Here is a 17,213-nt window from a genome sequence, read left to right on the forward strand (position 1 = left end):
CCGACTCGCTGATCCCGGCGAGCGCGCGGTGCACCCCAGCCAGTTGATCACGACTGCGGCGGTAATCGGCGAGCAGGTCTTCGACCTGGGCTCGGTGGTCGGCCACCTAAGCCACCTCCGCGGGTAGTCGTCACATTCGCCCATTGGACGACCGGGCGGCGAGCCCGGTTCCGTCCGTTCGGGTGAAACTCGGCACGGCCACCCGATCGGGGTGCTCGCGCGCCAGGGACCATCCTGCCAAGAGCCGAGTCGCATCGGACCGGTCCCGCCACCGCCTAACGAGTGAAGCACCGCGAGGAAGCGCACCCCTTCAGCGCAGCGCTTTGCGCACCAGCGCCCGCTGTGGGCCCCGCCGTTCGACGAGGCCGAAACCCGCGTTGAGGAACAGCCTCAGCGTGCCGTGGTAGAGGTCTAGCGCAGGGCGCGCACGACCCGCGACGGGCTCGGCCTGCCCAGCCGCTCGGCCATCCACGCGCTGGTGTCGGCGAGTTTGTCCAGGTCCACCCCGGTTTCGACGCCGAGGCCGTCGAGCATCCACACAAGGTCCTCGGTGGCGAGGTTGCCGGTCGCGGACTCGGCGTATGGGCAGCCGCCGAGGCCGCCCGCGGACGAGTCGACGGTGGTGACCCCGAGGCGCAGCGCTGCCAGGGTGTTGGACAGCGCCTGGCCGTAGGTGTCGTGGAAGTGCACGGCGACCGCCTCGACCGGGACACCGTCGAGCGCGACGGCCGCGATCACCGCCTCGACCTGGCCCGGCGTCGCGACACCGATGGTGTCGCCGAGGGAGAGCTGCGAGCAGCCCATGTCCATCAGCCGCTTGCCGACCGCGGCCACCTGCTTGGGCTCGACCGAGCCCTCCCACGGGTCGCCGAAGCACATCGAGACGTACGCGCGCACGTCCAGGCCCTCGGCGCGGGCGCGGGTGACGACCGGGTCGAACATCGAGAACTGCTCGTCGAGCGAGCGGTTGAGGTTCTTGTTGGCGAAGGTCTCCGTGGCGCTGCCGAAGATCGCGATGTCCCGCACACCCGCCGCCAGGGCGCGGTCGAGGCCGCGCTCGTTGGGCACCAGCACCGGGTAGCGGATGCCGTCGACCCGGGTCAGCGCGGCGAGCAGGTCCTCGGCGTCGGCCAGCTGCGGCACCCACTTGGGGTGCACGAAGCTGGTCGCCTCCAGGATCGACAGCCCGGCGGCGGCGAGCCGGTCGAGGAACTCGAGCTTGACGTCGACCGGGACGACCGCCTTCTCGTTCTGCAGGCCGTCGCGGGCGCCGACCTCCCAGATGGTCACCCGGTCCGGGAGGCCGTCAGCGGGGACGACGGTCGGCAGGCCGACTTCGCGCGCGCCCATTACCGGCGTCCGGGGGCGTCCCCCGCGTCGGGGAACTGCTGGGTGGCCGGGAAGCCGGGTGCCCCTGGGCTGTGGAAGTCGTCGTTCGGGTTGTCGTTGACCTCGCGGTAGAGCAGGGTCTGCACCTTCTCGACGTTCGGGATGTCGTCGAAGGTCAGCGGGTCCTGCGCGGAGGACTCCATGATCAGGGTGCCGCAGCCGACGATCCGGTCGATCAGGCCGTGCTCGAAGCGCACGCTGCTGATCCGCGAGAGCGGGATGTCGATGCCGGTGCGGTTGACCACGCCGACGCGGTACATGACGCGGTCGGTGGTGACCACGAAGTGCGTCGTGCGCCAGCGGATGAACGGCGCGATGAACAGCCACGCGATCAGCAGGACCGCGACCCCGGCGATGATGATCTGCGCGATCATCGCCCACGACAGGTCCTGGACCAGGATGGCGCCCCAGATCGCGAGGCCGAGCACGACCACGAGGACCAAGTAGGGAAGCAACAGCATCTTCCAGTGCGGGTGCTTGTGCAGCACGACGCGCTCGCCGTCGCTGAGCAGGTCGTCCGGATATGCCACGGTTTCCTCCCGATCACCACTGATGACGCGGCTACCGTACCGGCGCGAGGCGCTCAGGCGCGCGGAACGCACCAAACTGTCATCATGCGCCGCGAAGGTGCACGACGTCGCCTGCCGAGACCGTCTTCGCCGTGCCCGCCGCGTCCACCACGAGCCTGCCGTCGGTGTCGATGTCGATGGCGATGCCCTGCAGGTCGTGGCCCTCGGGCATCTCGACGCGCACCCGCTGCCCGAGCGTCGAGCAGTGGCTGCGGTACTCGGCGAGCAACCCGGCGGCGGCGAGGTCGCCCTGGGCGCCGCGCCAGGCGCGTTCGGCCTCGTCGAAGGCCCGCAGCAGGGCGATGGCGACCTCGGCGCGGTCGGCCGACCCGCCTTCCTCGGCGAGGGACGTCGCGGGCAGCCCGCCGGGGCCGGGCGGCACGTCGGTGCCCAGCGGGCCGACGTTGAGCCCGATGCCGAGGACCACGGCGGTGTTCTGCCCGCCGTCGACCTCGGCCAGCACACCCGCGCACTTGCGCATGGAAGCGCCCGCGAGCAGGTCGTTCGGCCATTTCAGGGCCGCCGCGACCCCCGCGTGCCGGGCGGCGCGCACCAGCGCGATCCCCGCCACCAGGGCCAGCGAGCCATAGCGGGCAGGGGGCACGCCGTCGGGGCGCAGGAGCACGCTGAGGTAGAGGCCGGAGTCCGGCGGCGACACCCACTCGCGGCTGCGCCGACCGCGCCCGGCGGTCTGCGACTCGGCGATGAGGACCGTGCGGTCGGCCGCGTCGGCGGAGGCCAGCAGGTCGGCGTTGGTCGACCCGGTCGTGTCCACCACGTCGAGTGCCGCGTACTCGCCCGCGGGCGCGAGGAGAGCCGCGCGCAGGGCTTCCGCATCGAGAGCTGCCATGCCGATCAGCGTAGATCCGTTCCCCAGGTCCGGCCTCACGGACGCGGGGTCACACGACCCGAACGGCGTGATGTCGAATACGCCAAGCCCCGACTGCGTGCTCCGGATCGCTAGGCTGCCGCTTCATGAGCAGCGCGACCGAGCCGATCGGAAAAGCCCCGGTGGACGAGCCCGATATCCACACCACGGCGGGCAAGCTCGCGGACCTCTATCGCCGCAATGACGAAGCGGTGCACGCGGGGTCGGCGCGGGCAGTGGAGAAGCAGCACGCCAAGGGCAAGATGACCGCCCGCGAGCGCATCGACATGCTGCTCGACGCCGGGTCGTTCATCGAGCTCGACGAGCTGGCGCGGCACCGGTCGACGAACTTCGGCCTGGAGAAGAACCGCCCCTACGGCGACGGCGTGGTTACCGGCTACGGCACGGTCGACGGCCGCCCGGTGTGCGTGTTCTCCCAGGACGTGACCGTCTTCGGCGGCTCGCTCGGCCAGGTGTACGGCGAGAAGATCGTCAAGGTCATGGACCTGGCGATCAAGACCGGCCGCCCGATCATCGGCATCAACGAGGGCGGTGGCGCGCGCATCCAGGAGGGTGTCGTCTCGCTCGGCCTCTATGGCGAGATCTTCACCCGCAACGTGCGCGCGTCCGGCGTGGTCCCGCAGATCTCGCTGATCATGGGCGCGAACGCGGGCGGGCACGTGTACTCGCCGGCGCTGACCGACTTCATCGTGATGGTCGACCAGACCTCGCAGATGTTCATCACCGGCCCGGACGTGGTCAAGACCGTCACCGGTGAGGAAGTGACCCTCGAGGAGCTCGGCGGCGCGCGCACGCACAACACCAAGTCCGGTGTCGCGCACTACATGGGCGCCGACGAGGAGGACGCGATCTCCTACGTCAAGGAGCTGCTGTCCTTCCTGCCGTCGAACAACCTGTCCGAGGCGCCGCTGTTCCCCGGGTTCGCCGAGGACGGCTCGGTCAACGACAACCTGACCGACACCGACCGCGAGCTCGAGACGCTGATCCCGGACTCCGCGAACCAGCCGTACGACATGCACGAGGTGATCACCCGGGTCGTCGACGACGGCGAGTTCCTGGAGGTCCACCCGCTGTTCGCGCCGAACATCCTGGTCGGCTTCGGCCGGGTCGAGGGGCAGAGCGTCGGCATCGTGGCCAACCAGCCCACCCAGTTCGCCGGCTGCCTGGACATCGACGCGTCGGAGAAGGCCGCCCGCTTCGTGCGCACCTGCGACGCCTTCAACATCCCGGTGCTGACCTTCGTCGACGTGCCGGGCTTCCTGCCGGGCACCGACCAGGAGTGGACCGGCATCATCCGCCGCGGCGCGAAGCTGATCTACGCCTACGCCGAGGCCACGGTCCCGAAGATCACGGTGATCACCCGCAAGGCCTACGGCGGCGCGTACGACGTCATGGGCTCCAAGCACCTCGGCGCCGACATGAACCTGGCGTGGCCGACCGCCCAGATCGCGGTCATGGGCGCCTCCGGCGCGTCGAACATCCTGCACCGCAAGACCCTCAAGAATGCTCTGGATGCGGGCGAGGACGTCGACGCCCTGCGCGCGAAGCTGGACCGCGAGTACGAGGACACCCTGCTCAACCCGTATGTGGCGGCTGAGCGCGGCTATGTGGACTCGGTCATCCCGCCGTCGTACACCCGCGGCTACGTCGCCCGGTCGTTGCGCATGCTGCGCGACAAGCGGGAGACTTTGCCTCCCAAGAAGCACGGCAACATCCCGCTGTAGAGCCAGTGACACAGGAGCAGCCCGTGAGCGACCAACCTCTGCTGCGCGTCGTGCGCGGCACCCCGGACGACGTCGAGCTGGCCGCCCTGACGGCGGTGGTCGCGGTCGCGGCCACCGCTTCGGCGGACGAGGAGACCCAGGCGTCATCGGCGTGGTCGGCGCGGACGACGCTGGTCCGGCGGCAGCTCGACCACGGCCCCGGCGCCTGGCGGGCCTCGGGCCTGCCGCGCTGAGTCGGTGCAATCGGGCGGCACTGCGGGAGCGACCATGGTGAGCACTGAGCGGCGGTCGTGGGCTGCCCTCATGGCGCTTTGTGCCTGCTTCTTCATGGTGATGCTGGATTCCACGATCGTCACCGTGGCCATCCCGGCCATCCTCACCGGTCTCGACGCCAGCCTCAACGAGGTCATCTGGGTCAACAGCGTCTACCTGCTGGCCAACACCGTCCCCCTGCTGCTCACCGGCCGCCTGGGCGACCGGTACGGGCCCAAGCGGGTCCTCCTCGTCGGGCTGGTCATCTTCCTGGGCGCCTCCCTCTGGTGTGGACTCGCCACCTCAGCGGGGTCGCTGATCGCGGCCCGTGCGGTGCAAGGGCTCGGGGCGGCGGCGATGACGCCGCAGACGCTGACGTTCATCACGCGGCTGTTCCCCCCGGAAAAGCGGGGAACGCCGATCGCGGTGTGGGGTGCCGTGGCCGGGGTCGCGACGATCACCGGGCCGGTGGTCGGCGGCCTGCTTGTCGAGCAGTTCGGCTGGCAGTGGATCTTCCTGCTGAACCTGCCCATCGGCGCCGTGGGCCTGCTCATCGCCCTGGTGTTCCTTCCCGACTGGCTGCCGAACGGGCGGATCCGGTTCGACACCCTGGGCGCAATGCTTGCCTCCACCGGCCTCGGGGCGCTGGTGTTCGGCCTGCAGAACGGCCAGCACTACCACTGGGGCACGGTCGTCGGGCCGCTCGGCGTGCCGCACGTGATCGGGATCGGGCTGCTCCTGCTCGGCGGCTTCATCATCTGGCAGCGGCGGATGACCGACGAGCCGCTGGTGCCGCTCGGGTTGTTCGCCAACCCGACCTTCGCCTTCGCCAACCTCACCCACGGCGCGCTCGGGTTCGCCGTCACCGGGATGTTCCTGCCGCTGGTGATCTACGTGCAGTCCGTGCTCGGCCTCGGGCCGGTCGAGTCGAGCCTGCTGTGCGCGCCGATGGCCGTCGCGGCGGGTGCGGCGGCGATCGTGGCGGGCCGGGTCGGCGGGAAACACCTGATCATGAGCGGGTTGGGCGCGCTCGCGGGCGGGACGGTGCTGATCGCGGCGCTGGCCGAGCCGGACACCCCGCCGATGCTGCTGGTGCCGGGCCTGGTCATCGCGGGCGTCGGAATCGGGCTGGTGTACGCGCCGCTGACCGCCGCGGCCACCTTTGGGCTGCCCGGGCACCTGGTCGGCGCGGCTTCCGGGGTGTTCAACACCTCCCGGCAGGTCGGCGGGGTGCTGGGCAGCGCGACAACCGGGCTGCTGCTGCAGGTCGGGCTCAGCGTGTCCGTGCCGGAGGCGGCCCGGCAGACCGCCAAGTCCCTGCCGCCGCGCTACGTCGAGGAGTTCGTCCGGCGGGTCAGCGACGCGGCCAACACGGCCAGCCAGTTCCGTGAGACCGGCCCGCAGGTGCCCGCCGACTGGTCCCCGTCGATCGCCGAGCGGGTGCGTGACCTCGCGACGGACGCCTACGCCCTCGGGTTCACCAACGCGGCAAAGGCGACGCTGGTGCTGCCGGTCGTCGTGCTGGTCCTCGGCATCCTCTGCGCCGCGGGCATCCAGCCGCCAAGTGGTAACGCGAAGGACGTGGACTATCGCCCGGAAGGCGCGACTCCGTAGCGTCGACCCATGACGATCAGGCGATCCCTGCTCACCGTCGCGTTCGCCGTCGGCGCCGCTCTCGTCCCGCTCAGCCCGGCCGCGGCCGAGCCGCTGGAGAGCACGCCGATCTACTCCTACGCCGACGCCGTCCGCGAGACGGTCTGGGTCGACACCGGCCTGACCTCGCCGCAGGGCGCGCGGGTGCGGGTCGCCGCCGACATCATCCGGCCCCGCGAAGCGCAGACGGCGGGCGGCAAAGTGCCGGTGATCATGGACGCCAGCCCGTACTACACCTCGCTCGGCCGCGGCAACGAGAGCCAGAAGAAGACGTACGACTCGGCGGGCCGCCCGATCCAGTTCCCGTTGTTCTATGACAACTACTTCGTCCCCCGCGGCTACGCGGTCGTGCTGGTCGACCTGTCCGGCACCGCGCGCTCCACCGGCTGTGTCGACGTCGGCGGCCGCTCGGAGGTCGCCTCCGGCAAGGCCGTGGTCGACTGGCTCAACGGCCGCGCCACCGGCTACACCTCCGCCACCGGCGCCACCCAGGCGAGCGCGTCGTGGTCGAGCGGCGCGGTCGGCATGATCGGCAAGTCGTGGGACGGCACGATCGCCAACGGCGTCGCGGCGACGGGTGTCGACGGGCTCAAGACCATCGTGCCCATCGGCGCCATCAGCTCCTGGTACGACTACTACCGCGCGCACGGCGCCACCCTGACCATGGGCACACCCTCCGCACTCGCCTCGCGCGTGGAGAACTCGGCGGCGGCGAACAACTGCGCCACCGTCAAGTCCACTTTGGCCAGGGGGTCGCCGTCGAGTGGGGATATGACGGCGATGTGGCGCGAGCGCGACTACGTGCCGAACGCCGCGGGCGTCAAGGCAAGCGTGTTCGTCGTGCACGGCGTCAACGACCTCAACGTGAAGTCGATCAACTTCGGCCAGTGGTGGAACGCCCTGCCCGCCACCGTCGAACGCAAGATCTGGCTGACCCAGGCAGGCCACGTCGACCCGTTCGACTTCCGCCGCGCGGTGTGGGTCGACACGCTGCACCGCTGGTTCGACCACTACCTGATGGGCATCGACAACGGCGTCCAGAACGAGCCGCGCTCCACCGTCGAGCACCAGCCGGACGTGTGGAAGGACGACCCGGGCTGGCCGGTCGTCACCACCCCGAAGCACCTCTTCGCGCACGCGTCGAGCACCGCCGGGGTCGGGGTGCTGAACTCCGCGCCACCGCCGCCCACCGAGATCCCGGTGTGGGCGCGGTTCACCGACAACCGCGGCAGCGAGTACACGTGGGTCACCAACCCGACGTCGACCTCCTCGGCCCGGCTGATCTACAGCTCACCCGCGCTCACCGCCGACAACCGGATCTCGGGGACACCGCGCATCACGATCACCGCGACCTCGTCGTCGAGTGCCGCCCGGCTGACCGCCGTCCTGGTCGACCTCGGCCCGTCGACGATCCGCAACTACCGCGGCCCCGGCGAGGGCATCACGACGCTGTCCACCCGATCGTGTTGGGGCGAGAGCGCGACCGGCGACAGCGCCTGCTTCCTCGACACCGCCACGAACAAGACCAGCACCAGCGCCGACATCATCAGCCGCGGCTGGGCCGACCTCGGCCACCACGCCTCGCTCGACTCGCGCAAGACGCTCTCCCCCGACACCCCGTACAAGATCACTTTCAACCTGGCGAGCACCGACCAGGTCATCCCCGCGGGCCACCGGCTCGCGCTGGTGATCGGCAGCACCGACAGCTCCCACATCGGCTCGGCGGGCTACTACCCGAAGATCGCCGTCGACCTCACCAAGACGGTCCTGCGGATTCCGATGACCGGGTCCTTCTAGGCTTAGCCGCATGCGCTTCGTTCTCGCCTCACAGTCCCCCGCCCGCCTCGGCATGCTCCGCGATGCCGGGATCGAGCCGGTGGTCCGGGTGTCGGGTGTGGACGAGGAGGCTATCGAGGCGTCACTGCCCGATGCGAAGCCCGACACCGTCGTCGTCGCGCTCGCCGAGGCCAAGGCGCGGGCGGTGCTGGCCGACGTCGTGGCCGAGCACCCGGACGCGCTGATCGTGGGCTGCGACTCGATGCTGCACTTCGACGGGCAGCTGATGGGCAAGCCGGCGACCGTCGACATCGCGCGCGAGCGGTGGGGCCGGATGGCGGGCAACACCGGCGACCTGATGACCGGACACGCGGTCCTGCGGGTCGAGGGCGGCGAGGTCACCGCGACCGCGACCGGCACCGAGAGCACGGTCGTCCGCTTCGGCAAGCCGACCGAGCGCGAACTGGAGGCCTACCTCGCCTCCGGTGAGCCGCTGCGGGTCGCGGGCGCGTTCACCCTCGACGGCCGCGGCGGCTGGTTCGTCGACGGCATCGACGGCGACTCGTCCGGGGTGATCGGGATCAGCCTGCCGCTGATGCGCAGGCTGCTCAACGAGGTCGGCCTCAGTGTCGTCGACTTCTGGGGAACTCCCACGGACTGAGAGTCGACCCGATCGCACTCCGATCGGGAAGAAGGTCACCGCGATCGCGGTTGGACCGACCGTGATGGGGACGAACCGTGGAGTCGCGCTGACCGTGCGCCTGCTCGATCTGTGCCTGCCGGCCGGATCGCTGTGTACGCGCTGATCTGGCCGCACCCACACCTTTCCCCGCTCTTCCCTGGACTTTCCGCATGTGCACGCCCAAGTCCCGGAGTTCACGCAACTGCGGCGCGCGCACTGCCGCCCGCCTCGGCGGCAAGACGCTAGCTCGCCACCCGCGACCACGGCGACTGGCTGACCGTCCTCAATGGACTGGTCCCGAGCAACCTGTTCTCCGCCTTCACCGAGGGCGAGGTGCTGCAGGTCGTGTTCGTCGCGGCCCTGGTCGGCATCGCCGCGTACAGCCTGGGCGAGCGCGCGGCGCCGTTCGTGGAGTTCGACAAAGCGATCCCTGTCCCGCCTCCCCGGAACTTTTGAGCCTGGTCACCGGTGGAGCGAACGTCCGGGAAGTTGGTAACCGTGGACGCCGCCCCGGGTTGCCGGGGCGGCGTTTACGGGCAGTCCCGCAGTTGCGCGGCGGGGAAGGTGACTTGGGGGTAGCCGGGGAGTTGCTCGATGCGGGTGTAGGTGCGGGTGCAGCCGATCTCCTCGCCGCTGAGGGTGAAGACCTGGGCGTAGACCGGGCGCTTCGTGCACGAGTCCTGGTTGGGCGGGCAGTCGTACTGGGCGGCGATGACCTCGGGCGAGGAGTCGCTGACGACGTTGTTGAGGACCAGCAGGCCCGCCGACGAGAGGTACGGGCGCTCCTGGGCGCTCCACTTGTCCGAGCGGCCGACCACGACCTGACCCGTCGTCCCGTCCGGGCCCTCGCCGCGGATCAGGCACGCCGACGCGGACCCGGGCACGCACTGCAGCGAGGTCGCGGTGAGCGTCACACCCAGGTCGGTGACTGTCGTCTCGATCACCTGACTGGCTGACGGTCCGCCGATGCGCACGCGCCCAGAAGTGGCCCCGGCGTCGGCGATCAGCTCGACGAAAGTGCCCGCCACAGTGGTCGACGCGAGCACCTGACAGGGCTCGCGCAAGCACCCCGAGAGACCCACGCTGGGGGTCGTCGACGGGGTGGAAACGCTGGTCGACGCGGGCATCGCCACCCGCTGTGACCTGGCCTTGAGCACCGCGGCACCGATCAGGGACGCGGCGGTCACCAAGCCGCAGAGCAGCGCCGTCACCGCCACGGAGCGGGGCATCCGTCCGGCCATGGCGCTGTCACCTCCTGGGGTGCGGTGAGAACTGGGCACAGTATCCACACACATGTGGGGTTGCTCTCGGTTCACTAATGGCGTTGGGTCCGTAAACTCCCCCAAAGCCCGCGAACTAGGAGGAACGGCGTGCCCGAGTCGGCAAAGACGCTGAGCAAGGTTCTCATCGCCAATCGCGGCGAGATCGCTGTCCGCGTTATTCGTGCCTGCCAGGACGCCGGTCTGGCCAGTGTGGCCGTCTACGCCGACCCCGACCGGGACGCCCCGTTCGTGCGGCTGGCGGACGAGGCCTTCGCGCTGGGCGGCAACACCCCGGGCGAGAGCTACCTGTCCTTCGACAAGCTGCTCGACGTGGCCAAGCGCTCCGGCGCCGACTCCGTGCACCCCGGCTACGGCTTCCTTTCCGAGAACGCCGAGTTCGCCCAGGCGGTGCTCGACGCGGGGCTGATCTGGATCGGACCCACGCCGCAGGCCATCCGCGACCTCGGCGACAAGGTGACCGCGCGGCACATCGCGATGCGCGCGGGCGCGCCGCTGGTGCCCGGCACCAAGGAGCCGGTCGGCGGCGCCGAGGAGATCGTCGCGTTCGCCGAGGAGCACGGTCTCCCGGTCGCGATCAAGGCCGCGTTCGGCGGCGGCGGGCGTGGCCTGAAGGTGGCCCGCACGATCGAGGAGATCCCCGAGCTGTTCGACTCGGCGGTCCGCGAGGCCGTGACCGCGTTCGGCCGCGGCGAGTGCTTCGTCGAGCGCTACCTGGACAAGCCCCGCCACGTCGAGGCCCAGGTCCTCGCCGACCAGCACGGCAACGTCGTCGTCGTCGGCACCCGCGACTGCTCGCTGCAGCGCCGCCACCAGAAGCTGGTCGAGGAGGCCCCGGCCCCGTTCCTAACCGACAGCCAGCGCGCCGAGATCCACTCGTCGGCGAAGGCCATCTGCAAGGAAGCGGGCTACTCCGGCGCGGGCACGGTGGAGTACCTGGTCGGCACCGACGGCACCATCTCGTTCCTTGAGGTGAACACCCGCCTGCAGGTCGAGCACCCGGTCTCCGAGGAGACCGCGGGCGTCGACCTGGTCCGCGAGCAGTTCCGCATCGCCGCCGGTGAGAAGCTCCGCTTCACCGAGGACCCGGAACCCCGCGGCCACTCGATCGAGTTCCGCATCAACGGCGAGGACGCAGGCCGCGGATTCCTCCCCGCCCCCGGAACCGTCACCAAGTTCATCACCCCCGACGGCCCCGGCGTCCGCGTCGACGCGGGCGTGGAGAGCGGCACCGTCATCGGCGGCCAGTTCGACTCGCTGCTGGCGAAGATCATCGTCACCGGCGAGAACCGCGACGAGGCCATCGCCCGCTCCCGCCGCGCCCTGGACGAGCTGGTGGTCGAGGGCATGGCCACCGTGACCCCGTTCCACCGCGCGATCGTGCGTGACCCGGCGTTCATCGGCGATGGCAAGACTTTCTTCGTGCACACCCGGTGGATCGAAACCGAGTTCGACAACACCATCGAACCCTTCACCGGCGGCGCGGAAGCCGCGGAGGAAGAGCAGCCCCGCCAGAACGTCGTAGTCGAGGTCGGCGGCAGGCGCCTCGAGGTCTCCCTGCCCGGCGCCTTCTCCCTCGGCTCAGGCGGCGGCAGCGCGGCGGCGAAAGCCAAGCCCCGCAAGCGTTCCGGCGGCAAGGGCGGCACCGCGGCCTCCGGCGACTCGGTCACCGCGCCGATGCAGGGCACCATCGTGAAGATCGCCGTGGAAGACGGCCAGACCGTCGAAGCGGGCGAGCTTGTGCTGGTGCTTGAGGCGATGAAGATGGAGAACCCGGTCACCGCGCACAAGTCGGGCACCATCACCGGCCTGGGCATCGCGGTCGGCGAGACCGTCACCACCGGCACGGTCATCTGCGAAATCAAGGACTGACACCCAGTTCGAACGAGCCACGAAATTGGGGACCTGCCACTCGGCAGGTCCCCGATTTCGTTCACAGGAACGCGCGGAAGCGACAACTGAGAGAGACCTCAGCTCACAACCCGACAGTTTCCGTAGGATCGACACATGGCCCACGAACCGCAGCCCAACATGCGCATCGGCGATGCCGAGCGCGAGGACGGCCTGCGCGCTCTGGGTGAGCACATGGCCGCGGGCAGGCTGTCCGTCGACGAGTACGGCGACCGCAGCGCCAAGGTGGCGACCGCCCGAACCCGCGGCGAACTCCTGTCGCTCTTCACCGATCTCCCCGATCCCCGCCCACGTTTCCACGCTCCCCCACCGGCTTTCGCCGCTGCGCCACCCATGCCCTACCTCCCGCAACGCCCCCTGGGCCTGCGCCTGTCATCAGCCCTGGTCCCGATCGCGATGATCGTGGGCGTCGTCATGGCCTTCCGGTTCGGCTTCTTCCCCTTCATCGTGCTGCCCATCCTTGTCGCCGTCCTTGTCAACCGGTCCAACAACGACTGGCGCCGCAGGCATCTCGGTCGGGGCGGGCGCTGAGCGGCCCGGAGCTGCTGCTGCTCGACCTCGACGGGGTTCTGCGCGGCTTCGCCTCCTTCGACGACACCGAGTTCGGGCTCGCCACCGGGTCCGTCGCCGACACCGCGTTCGCCCCCAAGCTGTTGACTCCCGCTGTCACCGGCCTGGTCAGCCACGACCGGTGGCTCGCCACGGTCGCGCGTGAACTCACCGGCGGTGCCGTGTCCGCTTCGTCGGCCGCCGCCGCGGTGGCGGCCTGGTCGCGGCCCGGGTATGTGATCACGGCCGCGTTGGCGCTGGTCCGGGCGGCGCGGACACGGTGTCGGGTGGCGCTGCTGACGAACCTGGCCGCCCTGGACCTGCTCGACGCCACCGCCGGGGCGACGTTGTTCTGCGATGACAGCGAGCGCAATGTGGTGGCGGCACAGCAGCTCGGACTCGCCGCCGCCACGTTCCGGACACCGACGCGTTGCGCACAGCGCTGTCCGTGCATGGGTTGCTGGGCTGAACGGCTAGCGTGGCGCGCGTGGAAATGGTGGAGATCAACGCGGGCAAGTACTACCTGCGGGCCTTGCGCGCGGACGACCGGATCGATGACCGGCAGGCCATCATCGAGGGTTTCACCGACCCCGAGAGCAAGCGCTGGATGTCGCACATCGACATCTCCGACCTGGACCGGGCCGAGGCCTACATCGTCCGGCGCGCGCAGGGATGGGCCGAGGAGACACGGTTCTCCTGGGCCGTGGCCGAGCCGACGACCGGCGACCTGCTCGGTGAGGTGCTGCTCAAGAAGGTCGACTGGGACAACCACACCGCCGAAGCGGGCTGCTGGGCGCACCCGTCGGCGCGCGGCCGCGGCATGACCACCGAGGCGCTCGGCGCGGTCCTGCGCTTCGGCTTCGGCGCGCTGGGACTGCGTGAGGTCTTCTACAAACACCACCCCGAGAACGAGGCCTCGCGGCGGGTAGCGGAGAAGCTCGGCTTCACCGTGCTGACCGAGGACGCCGAAAACTCGGTCCTGGTGCTGCGTAACGCCTGAGCGCTCACCGACGGTACCTGGATCGGAACCCAACGGGGTTCCGGCGCGTCCACAACAGGGGTATCGAACAGTCGAATCCGAGTATCGACTCTCGATAAGGTGGACGCAGCACAGGTAGGGACCGGGGAGGCGGGTGTGAATTACGTGCCGGACAAGCACGGGCACAACCAGAAGGACCTGCTCGACGTCGAACCGAACGCCGTTCCCGCGTTGCGCGGCGCGTTCGTCTCGGCGCTGGAGCAGGTCGACCGTCAACTCGAACTGGCGGCCACCGAGGTCAGGGTCGCCGCGTGGGCGAACGACCCGGTCAGCCAGGACGCCACCGGGGGGATCAACGCGCTGTCGGTCGACACCGAGACGGCCGCGCTGGAACAGCTGCGGTCGTTCCGCACCCAGCTGGGGACGGCGGTCGACACGCTCGACAAGATCGCCGAGCAGTACCGGCTGCTGGAGGACGACAACAAGGCGAACGTCAGTCACACCGGCCAGGGCTGAGGGGGACGACATGACCGAGCAGACCAAGCGCTGGCGCGGTTTCACGCACGAAGAGCTCTACCGCCTGCTGCACGAGGGCCCAGGCGCACAGGCGTCCGCCGACCCTGGACGTCGCTGGGCCGAGCTGGCGAGCACCCTGTCCGACGTCGGCCAGGACCTCGCCACCGCACTCGACAGCTCCGGCGCGACCTGGACGGGCCGAGCCGCGGGCCGGGCCTACGAGCGGCTCGCCCCACTGGCCGCCTGGGCGACCGCGGCCGGGGAGTCGGCGGCCGAGATGCGCACGGCGGTGGAGAACCAAGGCGACTACGTGGCCAAGGCGCGGGCCGACATGCCCGCGCCCGAGAACGTCCCCCAGCAGCAGCCGGACCCCACGATCGCACCCGCGATCCAGGTTGTCGGCGCCCAGACCGACCCGGAGCCCATCGAGGCCGCACGGTCGAGCGGCGAGCAGCGAGCGTTCGAGGTGATGGCCGCCTACGAGGAGGTCACCACCGCGAATCTGACCGCGTTGTCGGCGTTCGAGCAGCCCGCGGAACTGCTTGAGAGCGGCCGGGAGCGGCACAGCAACCGCGGCCAGGGCATCGGCCTTTCCGCTGTCGTGTCGACGATCGCGTCGACAGTCGCGGCCGCGCTGCCCACGGTCGTCGACAAGCCGCACAAGCACCAGCCGCACCTGCGCGATTTCGCGGGCAACCAGGGGGTCGTGCTCTCGGGGGCGACCCTGGAGGCCGAGCCCGCCCGGCGAGCGATCACCCCCGGCATGTCGTCGGGTGTGGCGCCGGTCGAGGCGCACCCGGCGATCGGGGCGGCGCCGAGTCCCGCTCCGAAAGCCAGGGAGGGCCGTGCTTCTGGCCGGGCCACGCCCCTTGCCGCCCCCGCCGCTCCCGCGGTTCCGGCCGCGATCGGTGATCTTGCCGGTACGCCGGTCGCGCCGGTGGCGGGTGCGGGCGCGGCTGCGCCGGTGTCATCGGGCGGGATGGCGCCGACGACCGCGGACAAGCCGACCCTGCGGCGCTTCGGGACCGAGGCGCTCGGGTCCAGCCAGTGGTTCGCGGAGACGGAATCCGCGCCGAGCCGGGATGTCTCGGGGCGGCGGCGTGATCTTGGCTCGGTGGAACAGGTGACGGAATCGGTTGTGGTGGACGGGGAGGATCATCACCTGCCGCCCAACGTGATCGGCGGCTGATCCCGCTCGCGCGCCGGTTTGGGTGGTCCGCCACTCAAACCGGCTAGACCACCGGCTCCACCAGGTGCGGCCGGGCTTCCGGGGCCGCCGAACGGGTCGCGTCGGCGGCCTGGTCGTCAGGTTGGGTTTGGGAGTCGCGTTCGGCTTCCACGCGGGACAGGTAGACGTCCACCTCTCGGGTCACGTCCTCCGGTGTCCAGGCCAGGGTTTCGCCCATCAGCTCCGCCACCTGCCGGGCGCAGTCCACGCCCCGGTGCGGGTATTCGATCGAGATGCGGGTGCGCCGGGCCAGCACGTCCTCCACATGCAGCGCGCCCTCGTGGCTTGCCGCGTAGACGATCTCCACCTTCAGGTAGTCCGGGGCCGAGTCCAGGGGCTTGAGCAGGTCCGGCCTGCCCGCACCCAGGTTGAGGACCTCGTGCACCAGCGAGCCGTACCGGTCGAGCAGGTGGCGGACCCGGTAGGGGTGCAGCCCGTGGCGGGCGGCCAGCAGGTCGGCCTGGTTCACCAGTGCGTGGTAGCCGTCGGCGCCCAGCAGCGGGACGCGGTCGGTGATGGAGAGCTGGAGCCTGCCCGGCAGGTCCACCGAGGCCGCGTCGATCGCGTCCGCCGCCATCACCCGGTACGTCGTGTACTTGCCGCCCGCGATCGCGACCAGGCCCGGCGCCACGCGGGCGACGGCGTGTTCGCGGGAGAGCTTGGAGCTCTCCTCGCTCTCGCCCGCCAGCAGCGGGCGCAGACCGGCGTAGACGCCTTCGATGTCGGCGTGGGTGAGCGGTGTCGCGAGGACGGAGTTGACGTGGTCGAGGATGTAGTCGATGTCGCGCTTGGTGGCGGCCGGGTGGGCGAGGTCGAGGTTCCAGTCGGTGTCGGTGGTCCCGACGATCCAGTGGTTGCGCCACGGGATGACGAACAGGACCGACTTCTCCGTGCGCAGGATCAGCCCCGACTCGGAAACGATCCGGTCGCGCGGGACCACGATGTGCACGCCCTTGCTGGCCCGTACCCGGAAGCGGCCGCGGCTGCCCGAGATCCGCTGCAACTCATCCGTCCAGACGCCGGTGCAGTTGATCACCGCGTTGGCGCTGACATCCACCTCGCGCCCGTTCTCCACGTCTCGGACGCGGACGCCGCGGACCCGGTCGGCCTCGTGGAGGAAGTCGACGACCTGGGTCGACGTCCTGATCACGGCGCCGTAGTGGGCGGCGGTGCGCGCGACCGTCATGGTGTGGCGGGCGTCGTCGGCTTGGGCGTCGAAGTAGCGGATGCCGCCGATCAAGGCGTTGCGCTTGAGCGCGGGCACCATGCGCAGCGCGCCCGCGCGGGTCAGGTGCTTCTGGCCCGGCACCGAGCGGGCGCCGCCCATGGTGTCGTAGAGCAGCAAACCGGCTGCCGTGTACGGGCGTTCCCAGATCCGCCGGGTCAGCGGGTAGAGGAAGCTGACCGGCTTCACCAGGTGCGGCGCGATGAGCGTCAGCATCAGCTCGCGTTCCCGCAGGGCCTCACGGACCAGGCCGAACTCCAGCTGTTCGAGATAGCGCAGACCGCCGTGGAACAGCTTGCTCGACCGGCTCGACGTCCCGGACGCCAGATCTCGGGCCTCGACGAGCGCGACCGTGAGTCCCCTGGTCGCCGCGTCGAGCGCGGCCCCGGCGCCCACGACACCGCCGCCGATGATCACCACGTCGAACGGCTCCGAGCCCAGGCGCTCCCAGGCGCGCTCGCGGGCGGCGGCGTCGAGTCTGCCGCCGAACGGGTCCGAATCGGAACGAATTTCGGCCGTCCTTGGCTTGCGAGTCGCCACGGTCCGCCTCCCTGATCACGCGGGCAAACACGACCACGATCACGCTACCGC

General features: G+C 70.4%; 15 protein-coding genes and 1 pseudogene. 11 read left to right on the top strand and 5 right to left on the bottom strand.

Annotation, left to right across the window (positions count from 1 at the left end; translation table 11 throughout):
• Positions 1–411 precede the first annotated feature (411 nt).
• The 3 genes from ACRDSQ_RS09450 to ACRDSQ_RS09460 form a co-directional block, all read right to left on the bottom strand.
• Positions 412–1,350, bottom strand: coding sequence for a hydroxymethylglutaryl-CoA lyase (locus ACRDSQ_RS09450; protein ID WP_431420464.1), 939 nt, complete (start codon positions 1,348–1,350; stop codon positions 412–414).
• The gene (locus ACRDSQ_RS09455) at positions 1,350–1,919 is read right to left on the bottom strand and encodes a PH domain-containing protein (protein WP_431420465.1); all 570 of its coding nucleotides are present in this window, start codon (positions 1,917–1,919) and stop codon (positions 1,350–1,352) included. The genes ACRDSQ_RS09450 and ACRDSQ_RS09455 overlap by 1 nt, the downstream gene beginning before the upstream one ends.
• Before the next feature lie 82 nt (positions 1,920–2,001).
• Positions 2,002–2,808, bottom strand: a complete 807-nt coding sequence (locus ACRDSQ_RS09460; RefSeq protein WP_431420466.1) for a biotin--[acetyl-CoA-carboxylase] ligase — start codon at positions 2,806–2,808, stop codon at positions 2,002–2,004.
• 125 nt (positions 2,809–2,933) lie between these two features.
• Here ACRDSQ_RS09460 and ACRDSQ_RS09465 point away from each other — a divergent pair, with 125 nt between their 5' ends.
• From ACRDSQ_RS09465 to ACRDSQ_RS09490, 6 genes and pseudogenes are all read left to right on the top strand, one after another.
• Positions 2,934–4,571 (top strand): acyl-CoA carboxylase subunit beta, encoded by a 1,638-nt coding sequence (locus ACRDSQ_RS09465; RefSeq protein ID WP_431420467.1) that lies wholly within the window; start codon positions 2,934–2,936, stop codon positions 4,569–4,571.
• 23 nt (positions 4,572–4,594) lie between these two features.
• On the top strand, positions 4,595–4,804 hold the full coding sequence (locus ACRDSQ_RS09470) for an acyl-CoA carboxylase subunit epsilon (RefSeq protein WP_431420468.1): 210 nt from the start codon (positions 4,595–4,597) through the stop codon (positions 4,802–4,804).
• Between the two features lie 34 nt (positions 4,805–4,838).
• Positions 4,839–6,437, top strand: a complete 1,599-nt coding sequence (locus ACRDSQ_RS09475) for a DHA2 family efflux MFS transporter permease subunit (protein WP_431420469.1) — start codon at positions 4,839–4,841, stop codon at positions 6,435–6,437.
• A gap of 9 nt (positions 6,438–6,446) precedes the next feature.
• Positions 6,447–8,273: a Xaa-Pro dipeptidyl-peptidase gene (locus tag ACRDSQ_RS09480; RefSeq protein WP_431420470.1), complete on the top strand. Its 1,827-nt coding sequence runs from the start codon at positions 6,447–6,449 to the stop codon at positions 8,271–8,273.
• Between the two features lie 10 nt (positions 8,274–8,283).
• On the top strand, positions 8,284–8,913 hold the full coding sequence (locus ACRDSQ_RS09485; RefSeq protein ID WP_431420471.1) for a Maf family protein: 630 nt from the start codon (positions 8,284–8,286) through the stop codon (positions 8,911–8,913).
• Positions 8,914–9,201: 288 nt separating this feature from the next.
• A pseudogene (locus ACRDSQ_RS09490) lies at positions 9,202–9,390 on the top strand (cation:dicarboxylate symporter family transporter); the annotation flags it as partial.
• 74 nt (positions 9,391–9,464) lie between these two features.
• Here the strand turns inward: ACRDSQ_RS09490 and ACRDSQ_RS09495 are convergent.
• Entirely contained in the window at positions 9,465–10,175 is a 711-nt protein-coding gene (locus ACRDSQ_RS09495; RefSeq protein WP_431420472.1) for a hypothetical protein, read from the bottom strand.
• A gap of 129 nt (positions 10,176–10,304) precedes the next feature.
• On the opposite strand from ACRDSQ_RS09495, the gene ACRDSQ_RS09500 reads away from it, so the two are divergent.
• From ACRDSQ_RS09500 to ACRDSQ_RS09520, 5 genes are all read left to right on the top strand, one after another.
• Positions 10,305–12,086, top strand: a complete 1,782-nt coding sequence (locus ACRDSQ_RS09500) for an acetyl/propionyl/methylcrotonyl-CoA carboxylase subunit alpha (RefSeq protein WP_431420473.1) — start codon at positions 10,305–10,307, stop codon at positions 12,084–12,086.
• A 135-nt stretch (positions 12,087–12,221) separates the two neighbouring features.
• Positions 12,222–12,656: a DUF1707 SHOCT-like domain-containing protein gene (locus ACRDSQ_RS09505; protein ID WP_431420474.1), complete on the top strand. Its 435-nt coding sequence runs from the start codon at positions 12,222–12,224 to the stop codon at positions 12,654–12,656.
• A 511-nt stretch (positions 12,657–13,167) separates the two neighbouring features.
• On the top strand, positions 13,168–13,674 hold the full coding sequence (locus ACRDSQ_RS09510; protein ID WP_431420509.1) for a GNAT family N-acetyltransferase: 507 nt from the start codon (positions 13,168–13,170) through the stop codon (positions 13,672–13,674).
• Positions 13,675–13,809: 135 nt separating this feature from the next.
• Entirely contained in the window at positions 13,810–14,169 is a 360-nt protein-coding gene (locus ACRDSQ_RS09515; protein ID WP_431420475.1) for a transcriptional regulator, read from the top strand.
• A 10-nt stretch (positions 14,170–14,179) separates the two neighbouring features.
• Positions 14,180–15,358 carry a PPE domain-containing protein gene (locus ACRDSQ_RS09520; protein WP_431420476.1) on the top strand — a complete coding sequence of 393 codons (1,179 nt, stop codon included), beginning with the start codon at positions 14,180–14,182 and terminating at the stop codon, positions 15,356–15,358.
• Between the two features lie 43 nt (positions 15,359–15,401).
• Here the strand turns inward: ACRDSQ_RS09520 and ACRDSQ_RS09525 are convergent, their stop codons facing one another.
• On the bottom strand, positions 15,402–17,132 hold the full coding sequence (locus tag ACRDSQ_RS09525; RefSeq protein WP_431420510.1) for a glycerol-3-phosphate dehydrogenase/oxidase: 1,731 nt from the start codon (positions 17,130–17,132) through the stop codon (positions 15,402–15,404).
• Positions 17,133–17,213: the final 81 nt, after the last annotated feature.

The sequence above is a fragment of the Actinokineospora sp. genome, assembly GCF_050699995.1.
Lineage (GTDB): Bacteria > Actinomycetota > Actinomycetes > Mycobacteriales > Pseudonocardiaceae > Actinokineospora.

Bases quoted from the DNA above. Each gene is read 5' to 3' on its own strand.
- ACRDSQ_RS09460 (WP_431420466.1), bottom strand. From the start codon at position 2,808: ATGGCAGCTCTCGATGCGGAAGCCCTGCGCGCGGCTCTCCTCGCGCCC.
- ACRDSQ_RS09475 (WP_431420469.1), top strand. From the start codon at position 4,839: ATGGTGAGCACTGAGCGGCGGTCGTGGGCTGCCCTCATGGCGCTTTGT.
- ACRDSQ_RS09510 (WP_431420509.1), top strand. From the start codon at position 13,168: ATGGTGGAGATCAACGCGGGCAAGTACTACCTGCGGGCCTTGCGCGCG.
- ACRDSQ_RS09465 (WP_431420467.1), top strand. From the start codon at position 2,934: ATGAGCAGCGCGACCGAGCCGATCGGAAAAGCCCCGGTGGACGAGCCC.
- ACRDSQ_RS09520 (WP_431420476.1), top strand. From the start codon at position 14,180: ATGACCGAGCAGACCAAGCGCTGGCGCGGTTTCACGCACGAAGAGCTC.
- ACRDSQ_RS09495 (WP_431420472.1), bottom strand. From the start codon at position 10,175: ATGGCCGGACGGATGCCCCGCTCCGTGGCGGTGACGGCGCTGCTCTGC.
- ACRDSQ_RS09450 (WP_431420464.1), bottom strand. From the start codon at position 1,350: ATGGGCGCGCGCGAAGTCGGCCTGCCGACCGTCGTCCCCGCTGACGGC.
- ACRDSQ_RS09480 (WP_431420470.1), top strand. From the start codon at position 6,447: ATGACGATCAGGCGATCCCTGCTCACCGTCGCGTTCGCCGTCGGCGCC.
- ACRDSQ_RS09505 (WP_431420474.1), top strand. From the start codon at position 12,222: ATGGCCCACGAACCGCAGCCCAACATGCGCATCGGCGATGCCGAGCGC.
- ACRDSQ_RS09485 (WP_431420471.1), top strand. From the start codon at position 8,284: ATGCGCTTCGTTCTCGCCTCACAGTCCCCCGCCCGCCTCGGCATGCTC.